26 protein-coding genes and 6 pseudogenes are annotated in these 26209 nt (G+C 57.6%); 25 read left to right on the plus strand and 7 right to left on the minus strand.

Annotated features, from left to right (window positions below):
• Positions 1 to 11 precede the first annotated feature (11 nt).
• The 5 genes and pseudogenes from AC6I8M_RS05800 to AC6I8M_RS05820 all read left to right on the plus strand — a co-directional run bounded on the left by AC6I8M_RS05800 (position 12) and on the right by AC6I8M_RS05820 (position 2991).
• Complete coding sequence (locus AC6I8M_RS05800; protein ID WP_010615539.1) at positions 12 to 302, plus strand: hypothetical protein; 291 nt, start codon at positions 12 to 14, stop codon at positions 300 to 302.
• Positions 299 to 1730 (plus strand): annotated as a pseudogene (locus AC6I8M_RS05805) (phage tail sheath subtilisin-like domain-containing protein). The gene AC6I8M_RS05800 and the pseudogene AC6I8M_RS05805 overlap by 4 nt, the downstream one beginning before the upstream one ends.
• Positions 1727 to 1966, plus strand: a complete 240-nt coding sequence (locus tag AC6I8M_RS05810; RefSeq protein ID WP_010615538.1) for a hypothetical protein — start codon at positions 1727 to 1729, stop codon at positions 1964 to 1966. Before AC6I8M_RS05805 ends, AC6I8M_RS05810 begins: the two are co-directional and overlap by 4 nt.
• Positions 1963 to 2487, plus strand: a complete 525-nt coding sequence (locus tag AC6I8M_RS05815; protein WP_498013698.1) for a phage major tail tube protein — start codon at positions 1963 to 1965, stop codon at positions 2485 to 2487. The genes AC6I8M_RS05810 and AC6I8M_RS05815 overlap by 4 nt, the downstream gene beginning before the upstream one ends.
• A gap of 123 nt (positions 2488 to 2610) precedes the next feature.
• Positions 2611 to 2991, plus strand: coding sequence for a phage tail assembly protein (locus tag AC6I8M_RS05820; protein WP_498013699.1), 381 nt, complete (start codon positions 2611 to 2613; stop codon positions 2989 to 2991).
• On the opposite strand, the gene AC6I8M_RS05825 is transcribed toward AC6I8M_RS05820, so the two are convergent.
• Positions 2968 to 3261: a hypothetical protein gene (locus AC6I8M_RS05825; RefSeq protein WP_010615535.1), complete on the minus strand. Its 294-nt coding sequence runs from the start codon at positions 3259 to 3261 to the stop codon at positions 2968 to 2970. The genes AC6I8M_RS05820 and AC6I8M_RS05825 overlap by 24 nt on opposite strands.
• A gap of 38 nt (positions 3262 to 3299) precedes the next feature.
• On the opposite strand from AC6I8M_RS05825, the gene AC6I8M_RS05830 reads away from it, so the two are divergent.
• The 11 genes from AC6I8M_RS05830 (at position 3300) to AC6I8M_RS05880 (ending at position 12469) form a co-directional block, all read left to right on the plus strand.
• Complete coding sequence (locus tag AC6I8M_RS05830; protein ID WP_041387466.1) at positions 3300 to 5798, plus strand: phage tail tape measure protein; 2499 nt, start codon at positions 3300 to 3302, stop codon at positions 5796 to 5798.
• Positions 5798 to 6691: a phage tail protein gene (locus tag AC6I8M_RS05835; protein WP_058948924.1), complete on the plus strand. Its 894-nt coding sequence runs from the start codon at positions 5798 to 5800 to the stop codon at positions 6689 to 6691. The genes AC6I8M_RS05830 and AC6I8M_RS05835 overlap by 1 nt, the downstream gene beginning before the upstream one ends.
• Positions 6691 to 6918 (plus strand): tail protein X, encoded by a 228-nt coding sequence (locus tag AC6I8M_RS05840; protein WP_010615532.1) that lies wholly within the window; start codon positions 6691 to 6693, stop codon positions 6916 to 6918. The genes AC6I8M_RS05835 and AC6I8M_RS05840 overlap by 1 nt, the downstream gene beginning before the upstream one ends.
• A gap of 14 nt (positions 6919 to 6932) precedes the next feature.
• On the plus strand, positions 6933 to 7058 hold the full coding sequence (locus AC6I8M_RS05845; RefSeq protein WP_010615531.1) for a hypothetical protein: 126 nt from the start codon (positions 6933 to 6935) through the stop codon (positions 7056 to 7058).
• A 202-nt stretch (positions 7059 to 7260) separates the two neighbouring features.
• Positions 7261 to 8094, plus strand: a complete 834-nt coding sequence (locus tag AC6I8M_RS05850; RefSeq protein ID WP_010615529.1) for a phage late control D family protein — start codon at positions 7261 to 7263, stop codon at positions 8092 to 8094.
• The gene (locus tag AC6I8M_RS05855; RefSeq protein ID WP_498013700.1) at positions 8091 to 8732 is read left to right on the plus strand and encodes a phage baseplate assembly protein V; all 642 of its coding nucleotides are present in this window, start codon (positions 8091 to 8093) and stop codon (positions 8730 to 8732) included. Before AC6I8M_RS05850 ends, AC6I8M_RS05855 begins: the two co-directional genes overlap by 4 nt.
• Positions 8733 to 8794: 62 nt before the next feature.
• Positions 8795 to 9154 (plus strand): GPW/gp25 family protein, encoded by a 360-nt coding sequence (locus AC6I8M_RS05860; protein WP_010615527.1) that lies wholly within the window; start codon positions 8795 to 8797, stop codon positions 9152 to 9154.
• Positions 9145 to 10248, plus strand: a complete 1104-nt coding sequence (locus AC6I8M_RS05865) for a baseplate assembly protein (RefSeq protein WP_010615526.1) — start codon at positions 9145 to 9147, stop codon at positions 10246 to 10248. Before AC6I8M_RS05860 ends, AC6I8M_RS05865 begins: the two co-directional genes overlap by 10 nt.
• On the plus strand, positions 10241 to 10828 hold the full coding sequence (locus AC6I8M_RS05870) for a phage tail protein I (RefSeq protein ID WP_022547605.1): 588 nt from the start codon (positions 10241 to 10243) through the stop codon (positions 10826 to 10828). The genes AC6I8M_RS05865 and AC6I8M_RS05870 overlap by 8 nt, the downstream gene beginning before the upstream one ends.
• A 1-nt stretch (position 10829) precedes the next feature.
• Positions 10830 to 11861 carry a tail fiber protein gene (locus tag AC6I8M_RS05875; protein WP_498013701.1) on the plus strand — a complete coding sequence of 344 codons (1032 nt, stop codon included), beginning with the start codon at positions 10830 to 10832 and terminating at the stop codon, positions 11859 to 11861.
• Complete coding sequence (locus AC6I8M_RS05880) at positions 11861 to 12469, plus strand: tail fiber assembly protein (RefSeq protein ID WP_022547920.1); 609 nt, start codon at positions 11861 to 11863, stop codon at positions 12467 to 12469. Before AC6I8M_RS05875 ends, AC6I8M_RS05880 begins: the two co-directional genes overlap by 1 nt.
• On the opposite strand, the gene AC6I8M_RS05885 is transcribed toward AC6I8M_RS05880, so the two are convergent.
• Entirely contained in the window at positions 12386 to 12982 is a 597-nt protein-coding gene (locus AC6I8M_RS05885) for a hypothetical protein (RefSeq protein WP_498013702.1), read from the minus strand. The genes AC6I8M_RS05880 and AC6I8M_RS05885 overlap by 84 nt on opposite strands.
• A gap of 161 nt (positions 12983 to 13143) precedes the next feature.
• On the opposite strand from AC6I8M_RS05885, the gene AC6I8M_RS05890 reads away from it, so the two are divergent.
• From AC6I8M_RS05890 to AC6I8M_RS05925, 8 genes and pseudogenes are all read left to right on the plus strand, one after another.
• On the plus strand, positions 13144 to 13734 hold the full coding sequence (locus AC6I8M_RS05890) for a recombinase family protein (RefSeq protein ID WP_022548474.1): 591 nt from the start codon (positions 13144 to 13146) through the stop codon (positions 13732 to 13734).
• 139 nt (positions 13735 to 13873) lie between these two features.
• On the plus strand, positions 13874 to 14170 hold the full coding sequence (locus tag AC6I8M_RS05895) for a DUF4312 family protein (RefSeq protein ID WP_010616215.1): 297 nt from the start codon (positions 13874 to 13876) through the stop codon (positions 14168 to 14170).
• A gap of 25 nt (positions 14171 to 14195) precedes the next feature.
• A pseudogene (locus AC6I8M_RS05900) lies at positions 14196 to 14973 on the plus strand (DUF4311 domain-containing protein).
• 12 nt (positions 14974 to 14985) lie between these two features.
• The gene (locus AC6I8M_RS05905; protein ID WP_010616214.1) at positions 14986 to 15633 is read left to right on the plus strand and encodes a DUF4310 family protein; all 648 of its coding nucleotides are present in this window, start codon (positions 14986 to 14988) and stop codon (positions 15631 to 15633) included.
• Positions 15634 to 15725: 92 nt separating this feature from the next.
• Entirely contained in the window at positions 15726 to 16859 is a 1134-nt protein-coding gene (locus AC6I8M_RS05910) for an amidohydrolase/deacetylase family metallohydrolase (RefSeq protein WP_010616213.1), read from the plus strand.
• Positions 16843 to 17962, plus strand: a pseudogene (locus AC6I8M_RS05915) (DgaE family pyridoxal phosphate-dependent ammonia lyase). Before AC6I8M_RS05910 ends, AC6I8M_RS05915 begins: the two are co-directional and overlap by 17 nt.
• A complete protein-coding gene (dagF, locus tag AC6I8M_RS05920) occupies positions 17959 to 18696 on the plus strand; it encodes a 2-dehydro-3-deoxy-phosphogluconate aldolase (protein ID WP_010616212.1) in 738 nt (245 codons plus the stop codon). Before AC6I8M_RS05915 ends, dagF begins: the two are co-directional and overlap by 4 nt.
• Before the next feature lie 24 nt (positions 18697 to 18720).
• Positions 18721 to 20620 (plus strand): annotated as a pseudogene (locus tag AC6I8M_RS05925) (BglG family transcription antiterminator).
• Positions 20621 to 20826: 206 nt separating this feature from the next.
• On the opposite strand, the pseudogene AC6I8M_RS05930 reads toward AC6I8M_RS05925, so the two are convergent.
• A pseudogene (locus tag AC6I8M_RS05930) lies at positions 20827 to 21726 on the minus strand (LysR family transcriptional regulator).
• Between the two features lie 180 nt (positions 21727 to 21906).
• On the opposite strand from AC6I8M_RS05930, the pseudogene AC6I8M_RS05935 reads away from it, so the two are divergent.
• A pseudogene (locus AC6I8M_RS05935) lies at positions 21907 to 22556 on the plus strand (pirin family protein).
• A 30-nt stretch (positions 22557 to 22586) separates the two neighbouring features.
• On the opposite strand, the gene dolP reads toward AC6I8M_RS05935, so the two are convergent.
• Genes dolP through AC6I8M_RS05955 form a run of 4 tightly spaced genes read right to left on the minus strand, consistent with a single transcriptional unit; the run spans position 22587 to position 26174 of the window.
• Positions 22587 to 23159, minus strand: coding sequence for a division/outer membrane stress-associated lipid-binding lipoprotein (dolP, locus tag AC6I8M_RS05940; RefSeq protein ID WP_010617897.1), 573 nt, complete (start codon positions 23157 to 23159; stop codon positions 22587 to 22589).
• Between the two features lie 14 nt (positions 23160 to 23173).
• The gene (diaA, locus tag AC6I8M_RS05945) at positions 23174 to 23761 is read right to left on the minus strand and encodes a DnaA initiator-associating protein DiaA (protein ID WP_498013703.1); all 588 of its coding nucleotides are present in this window, start codon (positions 23759 to 23761) and stop codon (positions 23174 to 23176) included.
• Positions 23762 to 23775: 14 nt separating this feature from the next.
• A complete protein-coding gene (locus AC6I8M_RS05950; RefSeq protein WP_010617899.1) occupies positions 23776 to 24171 on the minus strand; it encodes a YraN family protein in 396 nt (131 codons plus the stop codon).
• Positions 24129 to 26174 carry a penicillin-binding protein activator gene (locus AC6I8M_RS05955; RefSeq protein ID WP_498013704.1) on the minus strand — a complete coding sequence of 682 codons (2046 nt, stop codon included), beginning with the start codon at positions 26172 to 26174 and terminating at the stop codon, positions 24129 to 24131. Before AC6I8M_RS05955 ends, AC6I8M_RS05950 begins: the two co-directional genes overlap by 43 nt.
• Positions 26175 to 26209: the final 35 nt, after the last annotated feature.

The following is a 26209-nucleotide window of genomic DNA, read 5'->3' on the forward strand; positions in this document are numbered from 1 at the left end:
GAGCAATAAAGATGGCCCTGTTTCGTTATGACGGCCCACCCAGTGGCGTCACCCTGCGTACCGGCGAGGTGCTGCAGGAAGTCCTGCTCTGGCCGGGGAGGGAAGTGAAAATGCCGGAAGATCATGAGTACACCCAGACACTGGTGTGTCTCGGCTATCTGACGCGCCTGGATGCGCAACCGGTCTACCTTGAACCGGCGGCGCGTCCTGTGAAATCCCGGCCTGCCGCCACCCCCTCGCCGACAGAGAAGGCGGGCAAGCAGAAAACAGACAGCCCGGGCACGGAGGGAGAAAAAACATGAGTGCTAACTATTTACACGGCCCGGAGACCATTGAGGTCGAGCGCGGCCCCCGTCCGGTACGCGCCGTCAAATCATCGGTGATAGGACTGATAGGCACTGCCCCAACCGGCGCGGTGAATCAACCGATACAATGCCTGTCAGAAAAGGACGCCGCCCAGTTTGGCCCGGAAATCGCCGGTTTTACCCTACCGCAGGCGCTGCGGGCGATTTACGATCATGGGGCCGGTACCGTGGTGGTTATCAACGTACTGGATCCAACACGACACACCCAGCATGTGGATGAAAGCGACCTGAAATTTGATGCACAGCATCAACGTGCCCGCCTTCGCTATGGGTACGTGAGCGCACTGGTATTGAAAAGCGCCGACAGCAAAACCACGTATCGGCGAGAGACGGATTATCAGCTTGAGCCGGTGAGCGGGACGTTAACGCGGCAAGCCAAAGGCGCTATCCCGGCAGGCGAAGCCTGTATCGCCAGCTACGATCATCTGGATACCGGTCAGGTCACGGCGGCAGATATTCTGGGCAGTATCGATACCGCCGGACGACGGAGCGGCATCAAGGTGCTCGACGATGTTTATAATCTGCTGGGCTATGACGCCAAAATTTTGATTGCGCCAGTCTATTGTACCCAGACCTCGGTCACTGCCGAGCTGGCGGCCTATGCCGACAAGCTCAAGGCCATCGCCTATGTGGATGCGCCGATTGGCACCACCTTTGCGCAGGCTATCGCCGGTCGTGGATCGTCTGGCACCATCAACTTCAACACTGCCTCCGAACGGGTGCGCCTGTGCTATCCGCATGCCCTGGTATGACAAGGCCAGCAACAAAAATCGCCTGGAGCCGCTCTCGCAACGTGCAGCGGGATTGCGGGCGAAAGTCGACCTGGAAAAAGGGTTCTGGTGGTCGTCCTCCAATCAGGAGATTGCCGGGATTGTCGGCATGGAGCGGGCGCTGTCGGCGAAGCTCGGGGATGCCCAAAGTGAAGTTAACCAGCTTAATGAAAACGGCATCACCACGGTATTTAACGGTTTTGGTACCGGCCTGCGCCTGTGGGGCAACCGCACGGCGGCGTTTCCGGCCGTCACCCATATGAAGAACTTTGAAAACGTGCGGCGTACCGGCGATATGCTCGACGAGGCGCTGCGCTTTTTCAGTCTGCAGTATATGGACAGGCCCATCAATCAGGCATTGATTGATGCCCTGTGCGAGTCGGTCAATGCCTACGGGCGCAAGCTGACAGGCGATGGTGCGCTGCTTGGCTTTCGCTGCTGGTATGACAAGGCGCGTAATGAAGAAGAGGAGCTGTCTGCCGGGCATCTGTTGCTGAACTATGCCTATACTCCGCCCCCGCCGATGGAGCGCCTGACCTATGAAACCGAAATTACCGCCGAGTTTCTGGCTAACCTGAAAGGAAGCGCGTCATGATAAGGGTAGAAGAGAACAAGATGCGTCGTTGTCTGTTGCTGAGCGAACTCTATCGTGAAAGGAAGGCGCGCCCGCGAGGGGAAGGACTGTTTATCGCCGATCTGGCGCAACGGTTTGGGGCAGGTCCGGACTTCGGTGTGCATTATCTTATTGAGAAGGGGTTGATTACCGGGTCAATGGGATACCTGACATTGACGGCAATCGGTGTTGATACCTTGGAAGGAGGTGAAATATGACCGGTAAAATTCAGCTTAACGCCATCAGCAATGCCAATATTTACGTTAATGGCAATAATCTGCTGGGGCGAGCCGAAGAGGTGAAATGCCCGGAGATACAGGCCATCATGCAGGAGCGCAAGGCGCTCGGCCTGGTGGGCAGGATAGAGTTGCCTTACAGTTTTGACAAACTGGAGGGAGAAATCAAGTGGAACAGTTTCTACGCCGATGTCGCCCGGCTGGTCGCCAACCCGTTTAGCACCTATCAGCTGCAGTGCCGCTGCAGTGTTCAGCAGTTTGCCAGCCAGGGTCGGTTCAATGAAGTGCCAATGGTGACCTATATGACGGTGATGTTCAAAAAGAACCCGCTGGGCACCTTCAGGCAGCATGAGGATCCGGATTTAAGCAGCGCCTTTACCTGCACCTATATCAAGCAGGTACTGGATGGCGAAGAATTACTGGAGCTGGACTACATGGCGAATATTTTTCGCGTGGGCGGGGTGGATATGCTGGCAGACTACCGGGCCAATATTGGTGGTTAGCGCGCCATCCGTTTTCAAGGGGGCGTTATCGTCCCTGTCTTCTTAATGGCATTTAAAAGCCCCTGACCCACCCGAATGCCAGACTGCCAGGGTCAAGAAATCCCCTCAACCCAGGAGCTTATTATGCACGACACTTACCCTCTGCGTTTTCCCTATCCGCTGGCCAATGGCGAGATGCTGACGCAGGTCACCGTGCGTCGTTTGACCGTGCGCGACATGAAGCAGGTACGCAAGCAAAGTCAGGATCCGTCTGATTTAGATGAATTGCTGGTTGCCAGCATGACCGGGCTGTTACCGGAAGATTTGGACAAGATGGATTTGGCGGATTACCAGGCATTGCATGGCCGATTTCGCGGCTTTGCGGGGCTGGATACAGTAATCCGGGACAACTGCGTAAGGCGGAGGCGTTACTGGCGAGGTGGTTTCGCTGGCAGCCCAGTGAGATTGACGGACTGCCGGTGGAAGAATTTGAGGGCTACCTTAAGGAAGCGGGCGAGCAGATAAAGCGCGAATACGGCGAATAGTCCAAAAAAGAAAGCGAAAAAAACCTTCAGCGGCGAAAAAAGCCAGTGCGATAAAGGGGCCAAAACAGAACGCAAGAAGGGCTAAACCCAGGCCAATCACCGCTGTAGCGATGCCGGACATCATAAAAATGGTTATCCATGACTCGCTTCTGGCCACCATGGGCTCTATTACCCAGTACAGGCCATAACAGTAACATGCCGCCAGCACCATACCGATCAGCCCGTTATAGAGGTTAAGACGCGTTTCCATGGTTGCTCTCCTTATTCATTATTAGTGAGTTTACCCTTATGGCGAGTGGTTTTTCAATTGGTGTTGTCGTCTCCGCCGCCCTGCACGGCACGTTCCGGGCTGTTATGGGGAATTCCCAACGGGCACTGGAACGGCTGAGTTCTGCGACCAGCCAACTACAGCAGCGTCAGGCATCGCTGACCCGGGCGGTTAGCCGATACGGCGACATTGGCGGAGATGCAGCCCGCCGCCTGAACGGTGAACTGACCCGCGTTGGCCATACCCTGTCCCGACTGGAAAGCCAGCAGGCACGCCTGACTCGCGCCACCGCCACCTCGACCGCCTTGCGTGATAATCGCATGAAGATCTACGGTCAGGGACTGGAGAGCTACGGCATGGCTCGGGCGGCCTATGGTGCCGTTCAGCCGTCAGTAAAAAAGTACATGTCCTTTCAGGACAACATGATCGATATGGCGATCACGGCGGGCTTTAACACGAAAACCCGCGACGCACTGGGCAAGGATATTCGTGCCTGGAGCCTGAAGTACAACCAGACTCAGGATGATTTACAGGCAGCAAGCAGTTCACTGATTGGCAATAATATCGATAATCTGGATGATCTGCGCGCCTACCTGCCAAGTATTGCCCGCGCGGCGACGGCCACAAAAACCCCGGCAGAACTGTGGGCGCAAGCCGCTTTTACCACCAAACAATCATTAGGCATCGCAGCCAAAGATTTTGCTGCCGTACAGAACATCATGACCTATGGGGGTAAAGCAGGATCGTTTGAAATTGCTGATCAGGTGAAGTGGTTACCCGAGCTAGCCCCACAAATGGCGAGTGTAGCGCAGGGTAAGGAAGCCGTTGCGGAGATGGTGGCCGCCTTACAGGTGGCAAAAATTGGGGCGGGCAGTTCAGATAAAGCAGCGAACAATTTTAATAATTTTCTCGAAAAACTGTATGCCCCAGAAACAAGAAAACGCTTTGCCGATGTGCATATCGATATTGAAAAGTCGTTAATGCAGCAAAAAGCGTATGGCATTTCGCCGATTGAAGGGATGATGAATACCCTGCAAACCTATCTGGCGCGAAAAAGTCCGCAAGCCCTGGCACAATTTAAATCGGCGATGGCACTGCAAGACGATAAGGCACGCGATAAGGCGTTATTGGCACTTCAGCAAAATTTTGGGCTGGGTGAGCTGTTCGCCGATATGCAGGTGATGGCTTTTGTCCGTCCGATGCTGGCCAATATGGAGAAGTACCGCACTATCCGTGCTGAATCCTTGAGCACCGCCAACACCGACGTGCAGGCAGAGGACTATTCCAAGCGACTGGCATCGCCGATTGAGAAAATGAAGCAATTGATGATCGCCAGCAGTGATTTGGGGATCAGTATAGGGGAGCAGCTCACACCGCAAGTCGTCGGATTTGTCGATACGGTTGTGCCCTTGATAACGCAGATCAACTGCTGGGTTCAGGCTAACCCTCAACTTGTGCAAAGCATTGCCGGTGTGGTTGGGGGATTGCTGGCCTTTAAAATCGGGCTATTGGGTGTGCGAATGGTGTTAAACCTGGTTGCCACCCCATTTATCTCGCTTTGGAAAGGCTTTCAGACAGTTCGCAGCGGCGGGTTACTGATGTCTGCCGCTTTTAGCCGGGGTGGTAGCCTTCGCCGTCTGGCCGGACTTATGGGCAGACTTTCACGCGGCGCGTTGCGTCTGGGGGCAGTGCTCGGCGGCGGACTGGTGCGTGGCCTGATGATAGCGGGACGTGCCGTGCTGTTTATTGGCCGGGCACTGATGCTTAATCCCATTGGGCTGCTGATCACCGGTATTGCTGTCGGCGCTTTCCTGATTTACCGCTACTGGGGGCCCATTAGCGCCTGGTTCAAAGCCCGCTGTGCGGATATCAAACAGGCGTTTTCCGGCGGCATCGGTGGCGTCGCGGCGCTGATTATCAACTGGTCGCCGGTGGGACTGTTCTATAAGGCGTTCGCGGGGGTCATGCGCTATTTCACTATTGAGTTACCCGCCAATTTTACCGATTTCGGTCGCAACCTGATTGAGGGACTGGTCAGTGGTATTCGCAGCAAGCTGACCGCGGCGAGAGAGAGTATCACTGAGTTTGGCGGCAGTATCAAAAGCTGGTTTAGCGAGACGCTGGGTATTAATAGCCCCTCACGGGTCTTTATGGGCTTTGGGGACAATATCGTTGAGGGGGCGGCAATCGGTATCCGACGCACCACCCCAAAAACTCGCAGCGCGACCAGCGACTGGCTGGCGGCGTTGTTGCAGGCAGGCGCAGGGCTGGCACTGCCGGGTCTGCCTGGATGGCGACCCGCTCCCATCCCCGCGGTACCGAACGGGGCGGGGCCGATGGGGCATGGGACGACAGGCCAGGGCGGTATCGTGGTGCATTTTAGTCCCAATATTGTGCTTGATGGTCGGTCGCAAACCCCCGGTTCAGCGGTGCAGCAGGCGTTGAGTCTGGGTGTGCGCGAACTGGAGCAGATGCTGGCGCGCGTACTGCAACAACAGCAGCGCCGGAGGCTGGAATAATGTTTGCCGTATTGGGGGATATCCCTTTTCAGCTGGGTACCAGCTTTGATGCCCAGGACGGGACTTTTGGCAATGACTTTGCCGAGCAGGCACGCATTGGCCACAAGCCGGGCTTGCAGTTTACCGGGGCAAAACTGGATGAGTACCATCTGACCCTGGTGCTTCATCAGCGTTACTGTGATCCGGGGCGTGAGTGGCAACGGCTGCAGGCGGCGAGCCGTGCCCATCAGGCGCTGGCCTTTGTGCTGGGTAACGGCGATTACAAGGGCTGGTTTGTCATTACCGACCTGTCGCTGAGTACCCAGCTCTGCAGCGCGCAGGGCCGTGCCCAGGCGCTATCGGTTGAGGTGACGCTGCGCGAATATACCGGCGACCTGCAAAAGCCGCTCAGACCCCCTGCCGTCAAAGGTGGGTTGCCAAACCTGCATCAGACCCGGCAGGCGGCCTTGCCCGCGTCGGGGCTGGGGCAGACGCTGCGCCAGGCGGTGGGCTTTGCCCGGCAGGCGCAATCGGCGCTACAGACCGCCTCCAGTGTCATCCGGGTCGCACGACAGATGAAAAGTAATCCGGTGGCGGCGCTGACCCGCGTACCCGGCGTACTGACCAGCCTGGGCGATGTGGCCGCGCCGCTGGCGCAATCGCAACCCTGGCTGCGCCAGTTAACCGGCACCTTACCCGACGCTATCCCGCTCCTGCGGGCGAGCGGTGAAGCGGCAACGATGATAGACCATGCCCGGGACACCCTGCGCGGCCTTGCGCCGGGCGAGAGTCAACAGCTGCCCGGTGCGCTCGATACCGTCGCCGGTCTGGCTGGCAATGCCGTGACGGTTTACCAGCATCAGTCAGCACCGCTGAGTCGCCTGGCCAGCCGTATTATGAGCCGGAGGGGATAATGATGTCTGCTGATACGCCTGCCGTCATGATCCATACCACCCGTGAAGGCGAACGCTGGGACACCCTGGCCCATCACTATTATGGTGACCCGCTGGGCTATGGGCGCATCATTATGGCTAATCCGCAGGTGGCCATTACCGCGTCGCTCCCGGCAGGGGGGCAGCTGCTTATCCCTGTCATTGCAGCGGATGACACCGGGGAGAACACACCACCATGGCTGCGCTAACCCCCCGGTCTGACATGACAACCCCGGTAGATACGCCTGCCTTTACCCTGCATTACGGCCAGAAAGATATCTCGCGGGAAGTGACGCCTTATGTGCTGTCGGTGAGCTTTACCGACCGTCTGGCCGGGGAAATCGGATGAAGTTGAAGTCGAGCTGAAAGACAGTGACGGTCGCTGGCGCGAGGCCTGGTATCCGGGCAAAGGCGACAGCCTGACGCTGGCGATAGGTCTGGCCGGTCAACCGCTGCTGGCGTGCGGGACGTTCTCCCTGGATGAGCTGGAATTTTCCAGCCCGCCGGACAGCGTACGGTTACGGGGGCTGTCGGCCCCGGTAACCCGCGCGTTGCGTACCCGCAGTAACCGGGCCTTTGAGGCCACTACGCTGCGGGCTATCGCCAGCCGGATAGCCAAAAAACATCATCTGCGGCTGGAAGGGTTCCTTGCGCCTTTGACGCTCGACCGGGTGACGCAGTATAACGAAACCGATCTGGCGTTTATCACCCGTCTGGGACGTGAGTATGGCTATATTGTCAAGGTGACCGATAAGGCGCTGGTGTTTTCCCATCGCGCGACATTGCGCGAAGCCTCGCCGCTACTGACGCTGACGCCGTCTGAAGTGAGCGGCTTTACCTTGCGCGATACGCTTAATCGCATTTATCAGCAAGGCAAGGTCAAATACCAGGACACCCGCACCAAAAAACGGGTCACTGTCGGCGTGCTGGCCGATGGCAGCATTGGCACGGTGGCAGAGGAAACCGTCCCTGCCAGGGGAAGCCGAACCACCAGTGCCGATACGCTGCACATGCAAAACCGGGCACGCACCCGCGATGAAGCGGTCGGTAAGCTGTGTGCCGGACTTAACCGCCACAATGAATACCAGCGCACGGCAAATCTCAGCTTGCCGGGTCAGACCCGGCTCAAAGCGGGTATCACGGTGCAACTGGCGGACTTCGGTCGCCTGTCCGGGGTCTGGCTCATCACCTCGGTGCGGCATGACCTTAACCGGCAAAGCGGCTATACCTGCGAACTGGAGTTAGGTCAGGGGCCGATTGCTAATTCGCATAAAAAAGGCAAGGCCAGCAAGCCACAGAGTCTTATGGTCATCGGCAAAAAAGCCGACGGCAGTATTGGCGTGGTGGCAACAGAAACCCCCGTTGCACAGGAGAAAAAACGATGAGCGGTATCAAATTTACCACGGGCACGGTGAGTGCGGTGGATGAGAAAACGGTGCGGGTACGCGTTCGTTTGCCTGAACTGGATAATCTGCGTACTGCCTGGCTTGAGGTATTGCAGCGCAACACGCAGAATAACAAGGATTACTGGCTACCGGATATTGGCGAGCAGGTTAAACTGTTACTTGACCCCTATGGTGATGATGGTGTGGTGCTCGGCGCGGTCTATTCACAGGTCGACCGACCGGCTATTGCGTCACGCGATAAACGCCGGGTCGACTTTGCCGATGGCACCTTTGTCGAGTATGACCGAAAAAACCACGCGATGGCTATCGGGGGCGAGATACAGACCCTGATACTGACCACCCAGGGCAATGTGCATATCCAGACGCAAAATGCGACGGTAAAAGCGAGTAAACAGCTCACACTCGATTCACCTGATACCCTTACGACCGGTAACCTGACGGTGCAGAAGCAACTCACTTACCTGGGCGGTATGAGCGGCTCGGGTGGCAAGGGTGCGGCAGCCACCATTAACGGCGATATCAAGGCCAGCGGGGATATCCAGGCCGGGAACGTGTCGCTGGAGAACCATCAGCACAGTAACGGTCATGATAGCAAGCCAACCGGCAAGCCGGTATAAACGCTGGCAGGCTTTAACGCGCTTTAATACCCCCTGTCGCCCGCCTGTGTCATGCTGCCAGTATGAAAAATGATTATGCAACGTCCGTTTACTGGCAGCCCGCGCTGAACCGTCCTGGCGAGCGCGTTTCCGGGCTGGCCGATATTGCGCAGTCCATGCGTATTATTCTGGGTACGCCCTGTGGTGCAGACCTGCATCGACCCGATTTTGGCAGCAACCTGTACCGCTATCTGGATATGCCCACCGAGCAGGCCATCCCCCATGTCGTCAGAGAGACGGTAGATGCACTAAGGCGCTGGGAGCCACGGATGCAACTCCTTGAGGTGAAACCGCGTGCTGAAGCAGAACATCTCTGGTTGCGGATACGCTGGCAACCGATAACGGACGGCGCGCCGCAGATGACGGAGGTTGCATGGCGTTAACCAACAAGAAACCGGTATTTATCAACACCGATGCGGCGGCACTGACCGCTGAAATGATAGCCTGGTATGAAAAGGTCAGCGGCAAGACGCTCTATCCGGCGCAGGATGAACGGCTGCTGATTAACCTGATGGCTTACCGTGAGGCACTGGTACGCCTGGCGATTCAGGATACCGCCGAGCAGAATCTGGTGGCCTTTGCTCGCGCCCCGATGCTGGACTATCTGGGTGAACTGGTCGGCGTATACCGCCTGGCGGCTGCGGCAGCCCGTACCCGCCTACGGTTTCAGCTCGAAGCGCCTCCCGCCACGCCGCTGGTCATTCCGGCGGGCACGCGCGTCAGTGCTCGCGACAGTATTGTTTTTGCCACCGATGAGGCGGTCACCCTGAGCGACACCACTGCCAACGTGACGGCTACCTGTACCGAGCGCGGCACACTCGGCAACGGCTGGCAACCGGCGCAAATCAGCACCTTGCTCGACGGCATCAACGATGCTGACCTGAGCGTGACCAATACCGAACCCAGTACCGGTGGTGCTGATCCGGAAGAGGATGCGCATCTGCGTGAGCGTATCCGGCTGGCCCCCGCGTCATTTAGCAACGCCGGTTCGCGCGAGGCGTACCGTTTTCATGCCATGAGTGCCCATCAGGATATCCGCGATGTGGCGGTGATGCGCCCGGTACCGGGTACGGTGGCGCTTTATCCACTGGTCAAAACCGGTCTGCCGTCCGACACCTTGCTGGCCCTGGTCAGCGGCACATGCGCGGATGAAAAGGTGCGCCCATTAACGGATACCGTCAAGGTGGCCTCGCCGGTTAAGGTGACTTACCGGATTGAAGCGGCTATCCGCGTTTATGCTGGCTACGATAGCGCCGAGGTCATGGCAGAAGTGAAGCAGGCCGCCCGGCATTATATGGACAAGCAGGCCGCACAGCTGGGTCGTGATATCGTTCCCAGCCAGATACAGGCCACCCTCTCGGTCAACGGGGTTTACAGCGTCGAGCTTAAACAACCGACCCTGCAGGTGGTGAAAGAAAACGAATGGCCCTGGTGTGAAAACATCGACCTGACGTTAGTGGGGGTGGTCAATGACTGATATCACACCCGATACCCCTGCCCACGAGAGCTTACTGCCCCCGCCATTAGCCGACGATAGCCGCTTTCAGTGGCTGGCAATGTTGGCGGGCCGATTGCAGCAGCTTGACCTGACGCCGCTGCTGGTCTACCTGATGGATATGACCGAAACCAGTGCCTTACCCTGGCTGGCCGAACAACTGTCGCTGACCGGCGATAATGGCTGGGATCTGGCCGAATCCGACGATGCCTGCCGGGCGATGCTGAAAAACGCCATTGAACTGCACCGCTATAAAGGCACCCCCTGGTCGGTACGTGAAGTCATTCGCCGTCTGGGCTTCGGAGACGTCGAATTAAGCGAAGGGGAAGCGGCATTGGGGGAACCCCTGACCCGTACCTGGCCAGCAGAATGCCGCTGGGCGCTTTACCGGGTGGTATTGAAACAGATTATTACCAATGACCAGGCGGCACTGTTACGCCAGACGCTGGCGGCGTTTGCCCCGGCACGTTGTGAACTGGCGGCGCTCGATTACACCGCCGTCCCGTTACGCTATAACCACACCGCCCAGTATGACGGAGTTTATAATCATGGGAGCAGCTAAGATGAGTTCTTTGAAAGAATCCCCTGCATGGGAAGACGGCATTTACCAGATAGAAACCTCAGACCCGGTATTGGGTGGCCCGGAAGGCATCACCAACCGACCGCCCAGGGAATTGGCCAATCGCATCGCCTGGCTAAAGCAGCAGCTGGAAGGCACACAGGCGGCCCTTGAGGCCCATGCCAATTCGCGCAACCATCCGGATGCCACATTGGCGGCGAAAGGGTTTGTGCAGCTGAGTAATGCCACCTACAGCCAGGACGAGAGCACCGCAGCGACGCCCAGGCTGGTCAATGATCGGGTCAATGCCATTGTCGACAATGCGCCGTCTGATTTAGATACGCTGAACAAGCTGGCGCAAGCGATCAGCAATAACCCGAAATTTGCCGAAAGCGTGACGCAACTGTTGAGCCAGAAACTGGCAAAAAATGAAAATGGTGCTGACATCCCGGACAAGAATCAATTTGTTAGAAACCTTGGTTTAACGGAAACGGTAGATTGTGCAAAAAATGCACTGGATAAACGTACCGGCGGAACCGTCACTGGTGCACTGCATGTTACCCACTCCGTTAATGTGGGGGACGTTGACTCAGGGCTTATTGCTAACGGCGACGGGAGCGTTGCGTTCTATGCACAGGACCTCAAAACCGGTGAATGGAATAAGGACCGACTGCATTGGGTGCAAAACCTTGAAGTCGGCGGCAAACTTACCGCCAACGGCGGGGCGACGTTTGGCGGCAATGTCACCGTCTCATGGGGCGGTAGAACTACTACTTTTCACGAAAACGGGGATGTGGTGGGTCCCCTTTGGGGCGGGGCGTTGAGCGGCTGGCTTAATAATACCTTTGTGCGCGATATTCGATTGGGGCATATACAGGAAGTTCAGATATGGAAGGGACCAGGCTATCGTGATGAACCGTCGCATGTGATTACCGGCGTGTATAACGGGAATGGTGATGCATATGTTGATTTTGTTCAACGGCGTGTCCTTCAAAAGGACATTAATGGTAACTGGATAAATGTGTGGTTTATGTGATGAAAAACATTAAAAACTTTAAACGATACCACCCTGATTCTGTTGATAAAAAAGCGCTAGAACGCTCTATTGGTGCGATTTTTCTTATCTCAGAAGATGGTCAAGACTGGTATGAGTGCCAGAAAACTTTTCAGCCAGAAACAATGAAAATCGAGTATGAAGCCGACGGAGTTATACGCTCGATGGGCTACGATATCAGCGGTTTCTGTCCTGATCGATGCAGCATAGCAGAAGTATCCAAATGGCCTAAAGAGGCAGCCCCTAATCGAAAATGGTGTTTTATCGATGGTGAGGTGGTTCCACGTGTTTATACACTAGATGAACTCAGGGAGCAAGCAACTCATAAACGAGACTATCTACTTGAGCAGGCAGCAAAAATTATAGCGCCGTGGCAGGATGCGGTAGAGCTGAACATGGCTTCAGAAGCCGAAAAAATGGCGCTGCTGGCGTGGAAAAAATACAGAGTGCTGCTTAATCGGCTCGATATTAGCAGTGCGCCGGATATTGACTGGCCAAATCCTCCTTCAGAAACCAATCGCCAGAACCACGGTTTCAAGGCTGTTATCCACCGTCACCCTGACGATCCCGTTATCGACCAGATGGGCTGACTGTGATTGACGATCTGCATGAAAATTTATCGCAGAAGCAACATAGCCGATACAGAACAATCCCGCGCTGGGAAATTTCATGGGCAACGGGAAATCATAGGTTCCTTCCCTTTTATCTTTTCCATATCTTGCCCACTGGATAATCAATCCCGTGTCCCCGCATTTAAACCATCCATTGACCCCGAGCTTCGCTGTATTCGCTTTGCCGTAGGCCCCTTTGGGCTGGAAGGTCTTTTTCAGGTAAGCGTCCAGCCACTGATTGCCCCACATGCTACCGTAGATATTGCCGTCAGAGGCTATCCTTGCGGCTCCGGCATATATGGAAGAAGGGGCACGAAAACCGCCATCTTTATGAAAAATATAATCGCCGCCGCCGTCATTGCCATTGTTTAGCCGAACGCCATCACCGCCCTTGTCTTTGTAGAGCCACATGCGAACGCTATCATCCTGATTATGAATACCCAGATGCTTGCGGCCATCTCCCTTCAGGGTGATCTGGCCCCCCTGTGACATAATGTCACCATTGACCGTTCCGCCAGTCCGTTTATCCAGTGCATTTTTTGCACAATCTACCGTTTCCGTTAAACCAAGGTTTTCTTAAATCGGGAATTTAGCTAATATTTTGCCCAAAACCAGCGATGACAAGGCTTTCGGAGGGAGGATTAGGGGCTAAAATGGCAAAAATTGGCTATATGAGGGTGTCAAAAAATGACCAAAACACCGATTTACAGCAAAAATCCTTGATTTGTGCAAATTGCGAACAGATTTTTGAGGATAAAATCAGTGGAAAAACAGACCAGAGACCCGGATTAAAACGCGCGTTAAACTGCCTGAAATCGGGGGATACTCTGGTGGTCTGGAAGCTCGACAGGCTGGGTCGCAGCATTAAACATTTGATTACTTTAATATCCAATCTGGAAGATGAAGGTATTCATTTTCATAGTTTGACGGATGCCATTGATACCTCTACGTCCGCAGGCCGTTTTTTCTTTCATGTGATGAGCGCGTTAGCACAAATGGAGCGCGAACTGATTGTTGAGCGTACTCAGGCTGGTTTAGCTGCAGCGAGAAGCAGAGGACGTATTGGCGGCAGACCTCAGTCGCTATCTTTTGCACAGCAACAGGAAGCTCAAAAATTATTGGCGAATGGTCATAGCAGAAAACAGCTTGCATTACTGTATGATGTTTCATTGGCCAGCATCTACAAATATTGTCCAGTTAACCGGAATGCTCGAACAGGCCAAAATGGCTTTGATGAAAAATGACAGTGTAATTTCGTTGCACTGATGGAAACAAAAGTAGCCTGCCATTTATCGCACGTTTTGGCTTCAAATATCGCACGCCGCATCAAGAGCTGGGTGAGCGTCTGGTTCAGACCTGGAATAAAAAACACGGCAGCTAAGCATGAAACAACAGTATGAGACGCAGGTCACGGTGCAGGGCAAAGGCGACAGCAAAGCAAAAGCCTTCGCCGATGCGCTCAGCAAGGTGCAGCAGCAGGTGCTGCGCACCAGCCAGAAAATTCTGTTGCGCATTGAACCGCTCAATGTGCGGGTGCTGCGCGCGCAGGAGAGCGTGCGGAAGAAGAAATTTCTGTTCTTCTTCCTCGCGCGTGAACGGCGGAATTACAGCTTGGAGCTGGAAATTACCGTCAGCGTCACTGTGATCGACACCGAGAGCGTGACCTTCACAGCAACGTAAGAATAACGACAACAAGGGTAACAATATGTTTTTAATCATTTTGTTTAAGTCGTTGATCATAGGTGGGTTAGTCGGCGTGGGCGTTGGAGCGGGCGCGGCGCGCATGTTCCACGCGCCCGTCACGCAGGGGATGGGTGCCTTCCGTACGCTGGGCGAGCTCAACTCCTGCGAGGGCGATCCGGCTTCGCACTTCTCCTTTGGTCTCGGCTTCTTCTTTAACGCCTGGGCATCCTCCGTTGCAGCGGGCTCCTTCACGCAGGATGTGGATCACCGCATTCTGCCGAACTGGGGCGCGGCAGCACTAATGGTAAAAAATCGCAACGTCGCGGAAACGCGGCATAACCCGAAGCGCATGGCGATTGCCTGCGGCATCATCGGCATGATCGTGGTGGCCTTCCTGAACAGTACCGCTTCCGCCGTACCGGCTGCGCTGCAGGTGACCGCGGTGAAAGTGCTGGTGCCGGCGGCGAATCTGCTGGTGAACACGGTGATGCCGATGATGTTCTGGCTGGCGGCGATTGATGCCGGTAAGAAATCGGGCTTCTGGGCGACCATTTTTGGCGGTCTGGCGCAGTTGATCATGGGTAACGCCGTGCCGGGTCTGGTGCTTGGGGATTCTGATTGGTAAAGGCGTGGAAGAGAGCGACTGGAACAAAGTCACCAAAGTGATGATGGCTGCGATTGTCCTGCTGTTTGTGCTGAGCGGCTTCTTCCGTGGCTTCGATGTGAAACTGCTGCAATCCTTCCAGCTCGGCATTCCTGGCTGGCTCGATATGATCCACAACAGCCTGAGCGGCAAATAAGGAGCCTTCAGCATGAACGAGAACGAAAACAAAGGGTTCTGGTACGCCGACTGGTCTTTCCCGCTGTTTGTCGGCCTGCTCTCCTCCGGCGTATTCGCCGGGACGCACATGTACTACCTGTACAGCATCGGTGCCTTTAACGAAGTGGCGTTTGTTTCGATGCTGCGCTCCGGCATGGAAACCGGCGTGTACGGCGCGGTGGCGGCGTTTGGTGCCAGCTTCCTGTTTGCGCGTATTATTGAAGGCTCGCTGGTGGGGATTCTGGATATCGGCGGCGCGATTCAGACCGGCGTTGGCCTCGGCGTGCCGGCGCTGCTGCTGGGGGCCGGTATCGTGTTTCCGGTGGCGAACTTTGCGGCCTCGCTGGCAACCGGTCTGGTGATTGGCATGGCGATTGGCTACGTGATTATCCTCGCGCGTAAATTCACCATCAACCAGAGCGATTCCACCTATGGCGCGGACGTAATGATGGGGGCCGGGAATGCCTCTGGTCGCTTCCTCGGGCCGCTGATTATTCTGTCCGCCATGGCCGCGTCAATTCCGATCGGCCTCGGTTCGCTGGTCGGTGCGCTGCTGTTTTATCTGTGGAACAAGCCGATAACCCGCGGTGCCATTCTCGGTGCCATGGTGCTCGGCGCTATCTTCCCGGTTTCGCTGTAAGCGCGAAATGGCTGCACAACCCCGTAGCGGCGCGATTTATCGCGCAATAAATTGCGCCGCTACGGCATGTGCGCTCTGTAAATGGGGGTTTTATGTTTGATCTGATTCTGCGCCGCGCGCGTCTGTGTGATGAACAGCTGGTGGATATCGCGATTCGCGCCGGCAAAATCGCGACGGTTGGTAAGTTGGACGGCGCAGCGCAACAGGAGCGCGATCTCGGTGGCCGTTACTACGTCAGCGCGGGCTGGATTGACAGCCACGTACACTGCTATCCCAAATCGCCGATTTACCACGACGAAGCCGACGCGATTGGCGTGGCGCAGGGCGTCACCACCGTGGTGGATGCGGGCAGCACCGGTGCCGATCACATCGACGACTTTTATCAGCTGACGCGCAGCGCGAAGACCGAAGTGCGCGCGCTGATCAACATCTCGCGCACCGGCATCGTCACGCAGAACGAGCTGGCCGATATGGCGCAGATCGACGGCGAAGCGGTGGTGCAGGCGATACAGCGTCGCCCGGACTTTATCGTCGGCCTGAAGGCGCGCATGAGCAGCAGCGTGGTCGACGACAACGGCATTCAGCCGCTGGTGCGCGCCAAAGCCATTCAGCAGGCGGCGGGCAATCTGCCGCTGATGGTGCACATCGGTAACAACCCGCCGGTGCTGGAGGAGATCGCCGCGCTGCTCACCGACGGCGACATCATCACTCACTGCTTCAACGGCAAGCCGAACCGCATTCTGTCACCGCAGGGCGAGCTGAAAGCGGCGGTTAAGCAGGCGATCGCGCGCGGCGTGAAGCTGGATATCGGCCACGGCAGCGCCAGCTTCAGTTTTGCGGTGGCGCGCGAGGCGATTGTCCAGGGCATTCTGCCGGACACCATCAGCTCCGATATCTATTGTCGCAACCGCATCAACGGCCCGGTGCACAGCCTAGCGCACGTGATGTCGAAATTTTTCTCCATTGGCATGACGCTGCCGCAGGTGATCGCCTGCGTCACCGTTAATGCCGCAGCGGGTCTGCGTCTGGCCGGCAAAGGACATCTGACCGCCGGTTATGACGCCGATCTGACAATTTTTACCGTCAAAGAGGAAGCCCGCCCGTTCGTCGATGCTGAAGGCGAACGGGTAACGGGTGAGCAACATTTGCTGCCGCTGGCCGTGGTGATAGCGGGCCAGTGGCATCTGACTGGGGAAGGGAAAGCGCATCATGTCTTCGATTTATGAGAAATATGACCTGAAACAGGTGATCAACGCCTCCGGCCGCATGACCATTCTCGGCGTGTCGACGCCGTCCGCCGACGTGGTGGATACCGTCAGCTATGGCCTTAATCACTACTTTGAGATCAAAGATCTGGTCAACAAAACCGGTGCCTACATCGCGCGCCTGCTGGAAGTCGAAAACGCGGTGGTGGTGTCCTGCGCCTCGGCCGGTATTGCCCAGTGCGTGGCGGCGGTGATCGTCAAAGATAACGACTGGCTGCTGGATAACCTGCACGCCGCGCCGCTCAGCGTGCCGCATGACATCGTGGTGCCGAAAGGCCATAACGTGAACTACGGCGCGCCGGTGGGCAGCATGGTGGCGCTGGGCAGCGGACGCCTGATTGAAGCCGGTTACAGCAATGAGTGCTCGCCAGAACAGCTGGCGGCGGCCATCACGCCGACCACCGCTGCGCTGCTTTACGTCAAGTCGCATCACTGTGTGCAGAAAAGCCATCTCAGCGTCGAACAGGCGGCAGTGGTCGCGCGCAAACACGGTATTCCGCTGATTGTCGATGCGGCGGCCGAAGAGGATTTGCAGTGCTATTACCAGATAGGGGCCGACCTAGTGATCTACAGCGGTGCCAAAGCGATTGAAGGGCCAACCAGCGGCTTGGTGATCGGCCGCAGCCAGTACGTCGAGTGGGTGAAACGCCAGAGTAACGGCATTGGCCGCGCGATGAAAGTCGGCAAAGAGGGCATTCTCGGTCTGACTCAGGCAATTGAAAACTACCTGCTGCAGAGCAAAACCAGCGGCGCCGACATGGTGGCGAAGATGACGCCATTTATCGATAACCTCAACACGCTGAACGGCGTCAGCGCGCGTGGTCTGGGATGCGGCCGGTCGTGATATCGCCCGCGCCGAGATCAAATTTGATGAAGCGGTGACGAGCTGGCCGACCGGCGAGCTGGTGCAGGCGCTGAAAAACGGCGACATCGCCATCTATTTCCGCGGCTATAAAGCCAACGAAGGCATTATCGAAGCGGATGTGCGCAGCGTCAGCGCGGAACAGCTGCACATCATCTTTAGCCGCATCCAGGCGCTGCTCAGCGGAGGAAAACGCGCATGAATCTCAACCCCAATTTCTATCAGGGCCGTCTGTGCCTCAACGTGCTGGCCGGTTCAAAGCAGAATGCGCAGGCGATCTGGCAGGCGGCAGAAGGGCATGTGCTGGTCGGCGTTTTGTCGAAAAACTATGCCTCCAATGAGGCCGCAATCGCCGATATGCGCGAGTACGCGGCGCTGATTGATAATGCGCTGTCGGTTGGGCTGGGCGCGGGCGATCCCAATCAGTCGGCGATGGTAAGTGAAATCTCGGCAGAACTGCAGCCGCAGCACGTCAATCAGGTCTTCACCGGCGTGGCCACCAGCTGCGCGCTGCTCGGACAGCCACACATCATCGTGAACGGTCTGGTTTCACCAACCGACACGCCGGGCAGGGTGAAAATCTCCACCGGCCCGCGCAGTTCGCAGGCGGCGGACGGCATTGTGCCGATCGCCACGGCGATCGCCATGCGGCAGGATATGGGCGGCAGTTCGGTAAAGTATTTCCCGATGGGCGGCCTGAAAGCAGTAGAGGAGTATCGCGCGGTGGCGGACGCCTGTGCGCGCCATGATTTCTGGCTGGAGCCGACCGGCAGTATCGATCTTAATAATTTCGAAGAGATCGTGCGGATTGCTCTGGAGGCCGGGGTCAGTAAAGTCATCCCGCACGTTTACAGCTCGATTATTGATAGCGCCAGCGGCGACACGCGCATTGACGATGTGCGTCAGCTTCTGGCAACGTGCAAGAAACTGCTGTAACAAATGAGTAACAGGTGAGGCTCCGTGAGATTTCCCAATCAGCGTTTAGCTCAACTCTTCGCGGCGCTGCAAAGCGAAACGCTGCCACAGGATGAGCTGGCGCGGCGTTTTTCCGTTTCAACGCGCACGGTGCGCACCGACATCACCGCGCTCAATGCGCTGCTGGAACACACGGCGCTCAGTTCGTGCTGGCGCGCGGCGCGGGCTATCAGCTAAAAATCGACGACGCGGTGCGCTTCGGCCGCCTGCAGCAGGAGAGTGCGGCACCGCTGCGGGTGCCGCGCACCTCGCAGGATCGGGTGCGCTATCTGCTGAGCCGCTTTCTCACCGCTGCGTATTCACTCAAGCTGGAAGATCTGTCGGAGAGTGGTTCGTCAGCCGCGCCACGCTGCAGAGCGATATGGCGGAAGTGCGCGAGTGGCTGGGCCGCTATCATCTCAACATCGAAACCAAGCCGCGCTACGGTATGAAACTGTTTGACAGCGAGGCGGCGATTCGCACCTGCCTGACCGAGCTGCTGTGGCAAATCGACCAGCAGACACCGGACAGCCCGCTGCTGACGGTCGAGGCGCTGCACAGCGGCATGCTGGCGCAGCTGCAGCCGCTGCTGGCGCAGTGTTTTACGCAGCACGCCATCCGGCTCAGCGATGAGGGCGAGCGCTACCTGCTGATTTACTGCGCGGTGGCGGTGCGTCGCATCAGCGAAGGCTTCCCGCTCAGCGATCCCGGCGCGGAGGATGTCGGCGAGGAGATACGCGAGGCGGCGCACGATCTGGTTAATCTGATGCGCCCGCTGGTGGGCAAAGCCATCTCGCAGGTCGAAGATAACTGGCTGCGCGTCAATATTGCGGCGCGGCAGATTCAGGCGCTGGCCCCCAGTACCATCAACGCCGATGCGCTGGTGGATTACCTGCTTAACTACATCAACACCCATTACAACTACCGGCTACAGCAGGATGAGCAGCTGCGCGCCGATCTGCTCACGCACATCAAAACCATGATCACCCGCGTGCGCTATCAGATCCACATCCCTAATCCGCTGCTGAGTAACATCAAGCAGCACTATCCGATGGCCTACGATGTGACGCTGGCGGCCGTCACCAGCTGGGGCAAATACACGCCGTATACCATCAGCGAAAACGAGATTGGCTTTCTGGTGCTGCACATCGGCGTCGGGCTGGAGCGACATTACGATGTCGGCTATCAGCGACATCCGCAGGTGTTGCTGGTCTGCGACAGCGGCAACTCCACGCTGCGCATGATCGAGGCGCTGCTGCTGCGCAAATATCTACAGCTGGTGGTAACGGCGCGGCTGTCGCAGCGTGACTACGAGGTACGTGCGCACATCGATGAAGATTTTGTTATTTCAACCGCGCGGCTCAGCGAGAAGAACAAGCCGGTAGTGATGATGTCGCCGTTTCCTACGGAGTTTCAGCTGGAACAGCTCGGCAAGCTGGTGCTGGTGGATCGCACCCGACCTTACATGCTGGAGAAGTACTTCGACGCGCAGCATTTCATGGTGCTCGACCGGCCAATAAGCCAGTCGGCGCTGTTCCGCCTGCTGTGCGATCGGCTCGAGGCGGAGGGCTATGTCGATGCTTATTTTTATCCTTCGGTCGAAGAGCGTGAAGCGATTGTCAGTACGATGCTGGGCGAAGGGATTGCGCTGCCACACTCGCTGGGATTACTGGCCAAAAAAACCGTGGTTTACACCGTGCTGGCACCGCACGGCGTGAGCTGGGGCGATGAGACGGCCTCAGTGATTTTCCTGCTGGCGATCAGTAAGAGCGAATATGAGGAGGCGATGGCGATTTACGATCTGTTTGTCACCTTCCTGCGCGAAAGGGCGGTGACAAGACTGCGCGACTGCGCTGATTTCATCAGCTTTAAAGCGGTGGCGATGGATTGTCTGAGCAGGTTGTGATGGGGATGGGTGCGGTTTGCCCCTCACCCTAACCCTCTCCCGCAAGCGGGCGAGGGGACCGACCCAGCGGCGTGTAAGCTCAGGCGCTGAGCCTCAGCGCCTAGTGGATAGTCTTGATTCCGGCTCTCAAACCCCGTTCGGACGGCTCCCTCTCCCGCTTGCGGGAGAGGGCTGGGGTGAGGGCGAAGGGCCGCCAGCACCCGAAATCAGCCGCGTTTCGCCAGCAGTTTCGGAATCTCACGCAGGCACCAGGCTTTGGCTTCACCCATGCTATCGCGGCGCCACGCTATAATAATATCCACCTCACGGGTGTACTCGGCGCTGACGACGCGCAGGCGGCCTTCGGCGATATCTTTCTCCACCATCGGATAAGAGCATGGTCGCTACGCCGAGACCGGCCAGCAGCGCGCGGCGTTTATCATCCATGCTGCTTACCGTCAGGCGCTGCTATTTGTCCAGCAACTGCACCGTCAACACCGGGCGTTCGCGCGCGGTGTCCGCCACGGCGATGCCGCGATACTTAACGCGCGTGACCTCGGACAGCGGCTCGGCTTCCTGATGAATCGGGTGATCCGGACTGGCAACATACACGCTCATAATGCTGTACAGCTTGCGCGTGTTGATTTCGGTGGACGCGCGAAAATGCAAATCCGGCGCGATCACGATGTCGGCGCGGCCCTGCTCCAGTCGCTCCTACGCGCCCGTCAGCACTTTGGTGACCAGCGAAATCTGCGTATTGGCTTTCTCGGCCAGCTTCTCTACCAGCGGGAACAGCAGCTCGGTCGGGATCAGCGCTTCGGCCACAATGGTCAGATGGGTTTCCCAGCCGCGCGCCAGCGCTTCGGCATCGGTGGTGAGTTTATCGGCGGCTTCCAGCAGCACGCGGCCGCGTTCCAGCAGCATTCGCCCGACGTTGGTGAATTTGGTGCGATGGCCGGAGCGGTCAAACAGCACCACATCCAGCTCCTCTTCCAGCTTCTGCATGGTGTAGCTCAGCGCCGATGGCACGCGTCCCAGCTCGTCGGCCGCAGCGGCGAAGCTGCCGCGACGGTCAATAGCATCCATCACACGTAAAGCTTCCAAGGTTAACGCGCCTCTTTAGCCATGCCGACTCTCTGTCAGTAAATTTGAATATGCCAGGCAGATTAACTGGCTAACAATCCGGCGTCCAGCCTTTTACCATTGACGTATAAAGCATGTGGTGGATTCTCACCGCAGTGCGTCGGAGGTAAAGCATGATGACAACCCGCTGCGCGTCCGCATGTGGCTAGGCCGATTTTGGTTGGTTGCAGGCGCGCTATAGCTTCTCATTTGGCCACTATTTTGATCCCCAACTGATGGGCTACGCCTCGCTGCGCGTGCTGAATCAGGAAGTGCTGGCACCCGGTGCGGCATTTCAGCCGCGCACCTATCCGCAGGTGGATGTGCTCAACCTGGTATTGCAGGGTGAAGCCGAATACCGCGACAGCGAAGGCAATTACCTGGTGGCGCGGGAGGGCGAAGAGATGCTGCTGTCGGCTCGCCAGGGCGTCAATTACAGCGAACACAGTATCAGCAAGGATCGCCCACTGACGCGCATGCAGCTGTGGCTGGCCGCCTGTCCGGAACGGGAAAATCCGCTGCTGCAAAAACGCGCGCTGCCCAGCAAACCCATGTGCTGATTGCGTCACCGGATGGCGCGGACGGCAGTTTGCAGCTGCGCCAGCAGGTGTGGGTACATCAGGTCACGCTGGCACCGGGCGAGCAGTACAGCCTGGCGCTGCACGGACCGCGCGCCTATTTGCAGTCGATTCACGGTGCGCTTGAGGTGCGGGCCAGCAGTGCGCATCAGGAACAGCTGCGCTGTGGTGATGGAGCGTTTGTCAGTGAAGAGGCGCAGATTACGCTGCGGGCGGAAACGCCGCTGCGTGCGCTGGTGATTGATATTCCGGTGTAAAAAAGGCGGCCCTGTTGGCCGCCTGTGGAATTATTTCAGAATGGTAAAGGCGGTGGTGACGTGCTTCACGCCGCTGACACGGCTGGCGATATCCGCTGCTGCCTTCGCTTCCTCCTGCGTTACCAGACCCAGCAGGAACACTTCCCCGTTCTCAGTGGTGATTTTCACGTTGGACGATTTCACCTGATCGCTGCCCAGCAGCTGCGAGCGGATTTTGGTGGTGATCCACGTATCCGATGAAGACGTGCCGAGGCTCACTTTCCGCCTGGTGCGAATCTCGTTATATACCTCTGTCGCGCCATCAACGCCCATGGCGATCTGTTTCGCCCGGCTGGCAAGATCGGCTGACGGTGCCTGACCGGTCAGCAGTACTTTGCCCTGATACGCGGTCACGACCACGCGCGCCTGATTTTTGATCTGCTCATCTTTTGCCAGCGCGTTAGTGACGCGCAGCTCCAGCGTGCCGTCATCAACCTGCGTGCCCACGGTACGCGGGTCGGTGGCGGTTTTGGTGGCGACCGCAGCGCCGCCGGCGACAACCGCCACGCAGCCCTGCAGCAGCATGGCGGTTAACAGAATGGCGATAGCGTTCAATGCTTTCATTTGAGCTCCTTCAGTCATTCCTGGTGTGGGAACAAGGTGTTATCAATCAAATCGCACAGGCAGTTCAGCGTCAGCATATGCATCTCCTGAATGCGTGCGCTGCGATGTGACGGAATGCGAATTTCCACATCGTGCGGACCGAGCAGGCCCGCCAGCTCACCGCCGTCATGGCCGGTCAGCGCGACGATAGTCATATCGCGGGTCACCGCAGCTTCCACCGCTTTAACAATATCGCGGGTGTTGCCACGGGGGGAGATGGCCAGCAGAACGTCGCCGGCCTGTCCAAGCGCACGAACCTGCTTGGCATAAATTTCGTCGTGCAGACGGTCGTTACCGATTGCCGTCAGCATCACATTGTCCGCACTCAGCGCCAGCGCCGGCAGGCTGGGACGCTCGGTCTCAAAACGGTTAATCATGCTGGCGGCAAAATGCTGGGCGTTAGCCGCCGAGGCGCCGTTACCGCAGCTGAGGATTTTGTTGCCGTTCAGCAGTGACTGCACCAGCGTCATCGCGGCGCGGGAAATAACATCAGGCAGCGCTTCGGCTGCGGCGATTTGCGTCTGAATACTTTCGGTAAAACACGCTTTAATTCTGTCCTGCACAAGACCACCTAGTTCTATCCATCCGCACGAAAGGCATCGGCCAGCCACACCAGTTCGCGCCCGGTGATGGCGATGATGTCAAAACGGCAATTCACCGTATCAAAACTGCCGCCGCGTACCAGCAACCATAGCGCAGCGGTACGCAGCAGCTTTTGTTGTTTCTGGCGCGTCACGCTGGCAGCCGCGCCGCCAAAACGTGCATCGCGCCGATAGCGCACTTCAACAAACACCCAGCAATCCGCGTCGCGCATAATCAGGTCGATTTCCCCGCTGCGGCAACGCACATTGCTGGCTTCCCACTGTAGTCCGGCGCGCTCAAGGTAGCGACGCGCCTGCTGCTCCTGCTCAGCGCCGAGGCGCTGGCGGTTTACTGCACCGGAACGATTTGTCCCTGACGATACTGGTTCCATGCCAACTTCCTGTTGATCACGCAATCCGTGTCGGCGCTCAGCTTGCCGGTGTTGCCATCAATGGCGAAGCCCGGCACCTGACGCATCTGGTTAAACTGGTTCGCCAGCGTCCAGGCATCAATGCCCATCGCATAAAGGCGTACCAGCGAATAGTCATTGTTGAAACTGCGCGCCGCCTGCTGCATCAGGCCCGGATTGGCGCCAAACAGCAGCGGAATATCGCTGAACTGCAAGCCATCCATCTCCAGACGGAAGTCCGGACCGGCACCGGCCTGCGCGCTGCGCGAGCTGGCGTACAGGGCAATGTTATTTCGGCTGCTGGTGCGCATGGCAATCATCGGCTTGATCAGCTGCAGTTCGTCCTGGGTGGCAATAATGTAAACCGCATCAACGCTGCCGCTGCTGCTGGCGCTCTCAGGTGCAGGAATGCTGGTCTGCGGTGCCGGAATCGTCAGACCGACGACCGCCACGCCCTGCGGCTGGTCCGCCTGTACCGTCAGCGGCGTGCCGCTCAGTGCAATACCGGCGCCGCTGTTGATGCCTTGTTTCAGCTCGCCCACGCCGCCGAAACGCTGCTGCTGCACGGTTGCGCCGCCCAGCTTCTGCCACTCTTGCGCAAACGCTTTGCCCACGCGGTCGCCATAGCTGCTGCGCTGCATCAGCAGCAACGGCTGGCGTTTGCCCTGATCCCAGATATGGTGCGCGGCATCGCGCGCTTCGTCTTCAGGAGAAAGCGCAAAATAGCAAATATTCGGATGGTTCTGGAGCTGCTCTGGCTCGTTGAGCGCCAGCACGTTCAGCGGTGTCTGGCTGTTGGCGACCTGTTCAACGTTATTTTTCAGCAGCGGACCGACCACCAGGGTGGCGCCATCCTGCTGCGCCTGTTGCATCACCTGAGCAATCGGCTGGCTGCTGGTGTCATACACTTTCACCTGGGCGCTGCTGGCGGGCTGCGCGACAGCTGGCTGTGCGGCGGACTGCTGCGGCTGTGCGCTGTCTGACGGCGTGATGGCCGCGGCCGCCGGACTGACCACCGTGTTGGCATCGCCATTGGCTGGCGTTGCCGCGCTGGCGGACTGCTGCGTGGAGGCGCTGGCATCGCTGCTGGCCGGTACGGCAGGGGCTGCCGGCGCAGTCAGCACACCGTTTTTCGCATCGTTAAAGCCTTTCTGGATGGCACTGGCGAACACCTGCGCCTGACCATTAAGCGGCAGCAGCAGTGCGATAGTGCTGGTCGAGGCTTTAGTGAAGTTCTGCACCTGGCTGAGCTGGGTCGGCAGGGTTTTCGCGCCGGGGTTTTGCGGATAGCGCATCTGCCAGTCGCTAATGGCGGCTTTCAGCATCTGGGCATCCTGACTGTTGGCGTGCCAGGTATTCAGCAGGTCGAGCCAGCCCTGCAGCGTATTTTCGTCGGCGTTGATCACCACGCTGTTGAGCTGATCCTGGGTAAGCTGGGTCAGCGCCTGCCAGGTGGCGTCAATATTGCTCTGGTGATCGGCGCCTTTCAGCAGCGGTTCCTGAGCAATATAGGCGCGCAGCAGCGCGAGCGACGGACGATTTTGCGCAGCGGCAATCAGCAGCGCGTAGTAGCGCACCTGCTGATCCTGCGACAGGTCAGCGGCTTTTATCTGTCCCAGCAGCTGTTGAGCACCGTTGAAATCCTGCTGGGCAATTTGCAGCTGGGCGCGCAGCAGCAGCAGTTCCTGCTGTTGTACGTCAGAGAGCTGCTGTGGCAACTGACCGAGCTGATTTTGCGCCTGCGGATACTTTCCTTCCTTCAGCAGGGCACGGATGGCAAGTAATTGCCAGTCGGTCTTGCTATCATCGCTGCTTTGCTGCACCTGCTGCAGATAATAGTCAGAGCGGCCCGTGGCAGGACCCTGAACGTTTACGCTTGAGGTTTGCTGCGGTCCCTGGCCGCTACAGGCGGCCAGAATCAGGCCCGCGAGCAAAACAGGGACCAGGCGTCCTGCTTTATGACGTACGACTTTCGAAGGAAGCATACTGTATCCAGTGATGTTTTTTTCAAGATGCTCAA

The organism is Type-A symbiont of Plautia stali (assembly GCF_059731155.1).